Below are 1,529 nucleotides of genomic sequence, written 5' to 3'. Positions count from 1 at the left end.
GGTCAGCCCTCGTCCTCAAGGCCGACATCCGTCCCGGCGTCATCGACGGGCTCACCGCCAAGGTCGCCACCGTGGACCGGTACCTGGACGAGGGCTGACCCGCCCGCGAGACGCCGGCAGGGCCGAGCCCGCCCGGCCGGCGCACCGGCCGCAGCCGCCCGCTCAGCCGTCGGCAGGCGGCTGAGCGGGCGGCTGACCAGGCGGCTCGTCCGCCCGCCCGGCCGCCACGGCCGCGCCGAGGGCCGTACGGGAGTACAGCACCTGGTGTCCGACGCGGCAGGAGTCCAGCAGCCCGGCGCCGCGCAGCGCCGACAGGTGCGCGGAGACGGACGAGGGCGCCAGCCGCAGCCGGAGAGCGAGCGCGCTCGTGGACGCGGGCTCCTCCAGCGCTGTCAGTACGGCCGCGCGACCGCGCCCGAGCAGCCGCACCAGCGCGCCCGGCGGATCGAGGGGCGCGGCCGGCGCCCACAGGTGCCCGATGCCACGCGCCGGGTACATCACCGCGGCCGGTGCGGGCGGTTCGAACCCCGCCGCCACCACGGGCCACACGAACGCGCTCGGCACCAGCGTCACCCCCTCGCCGCCCGTCAGGACACGGGAGTGCCGGGGCGGGCGCGCGATCCGCAGCGTGCCGTCCCGCCACGTGACCTGGGGGTGCAGCGCGGCGAGCACCCGGCCGAGTCCGCCGTCGGCCAGCCGTCGCGCCCGGAAGGCGATGTCCGCCTCCAGCAGCGCCCGCAGCCGGGGCCAGCCGGGGGCGAGGAGCGCCTCCCAGGCGCGGACCACGGCGCTCGCCAGCGTCTCGACGGCGGCGGCCGGGTCCGCCAGCAGCTCCCGCCCCACCGCCGTACGGGCGGCGCCGGGCGTTCCGGCCAGCGCGCGGGCGATCTGCGCGTGCGCGCACGCGGGCTCGGTGGCGCGGATGCGGGCGGCCTCCCGAGCGACGGGGGCGGCCGGCGCGGCCGGTGCGGGGAAGAGGAAGTCGGGGGTGTAGCCGCGAGCGGGGAGGACGGCCCACAGCGGCTCCAGCGCCAGGGAGCGCGCGAGCGGCAGCGCGCGCCGTACCCAGCCGCCGTGCGGGCTCCCGTGGGGCGTGTGCGCGAGCACACGCAGCGCGGCCTGCGTCTCCCACACCGGGGAGAGGGCGAAGCGGCAGTTGAGCGGGTCCGCGGGCCCGAACCGGATCGTGATGGTCACCCAGGCCCCCGGGCCGCTCGGAGATTCGGCTGAGCCCGAAACACTAGGCGGTGCTCAGCGGCCCCGCCAGGCTCGGTGCGTGGCGGAACGACAGCAGGACGAAGGCGTTCCCGTGGCCGGGGACTCAGGCGTTCCCGGGGCCGGGGGCGGAGGCGTCTCCCGTGCCGGGGACGGCGGCTTCCCAGGCTCGGTGCGTGGCGGAACGACAGCAGGACGAAGACGTTCCCGTGGCCGGGGACTCAGGCGTTCCCGGGGCCGGGGGCCTGGGTGACCATCACGACCCGGTTCGGGCCCGCGGACCCGCTCAACTGCCGCTTCGCCCTCTCCCCGGT

General features: G+C 78.3%; 1 protein-coding gene and 1 pseudogene. One reads left to right on the top strand and one right to left on the bottom strand.

All coding sequences use genetic code 11. The annotated features are described in order from the left end of the window. Positions 1 to 98: pseudogene (locus tag AB8Z75_RS34870) on the top strand (thiamine-binding protein); the annotation flags it as partial. Between the two features lie 64 nt (positions 99 to 162). Here the strand turns inward: AB8Z75_RS34870 and AB8Z75_RS34865 are convergent. Continuing rightward, on the bottom strand, positions 163 to 1,197 hold the full coding sequence (locus AB8Z75_RS34865) for a DUF5937 family protein (RefSeq protein WP_369209138.1): 1,035 nt from the start codon (positions 1,195 to 1,197) through the stop codon (positions 163 to 165). Between the last annotated feature and the right edge of the window lie 332 nt (positions 1,198 to 1,529).

Origin of the sequence: Streptomyces sp. PU-14G (assembly GCF_041028275.1) — a bacterium.
Taxonomy (GTDB): Bacteria; Actinomycetota; Actinomycetes; order Streptomycetales; family Streptomycetaceae; genus Streptomyces.
The sequence above is the reverse complement of the archived record's forward strand: the minus strand, read 5'-3'. Positions and strand labels throughout refer to the sequence as shown.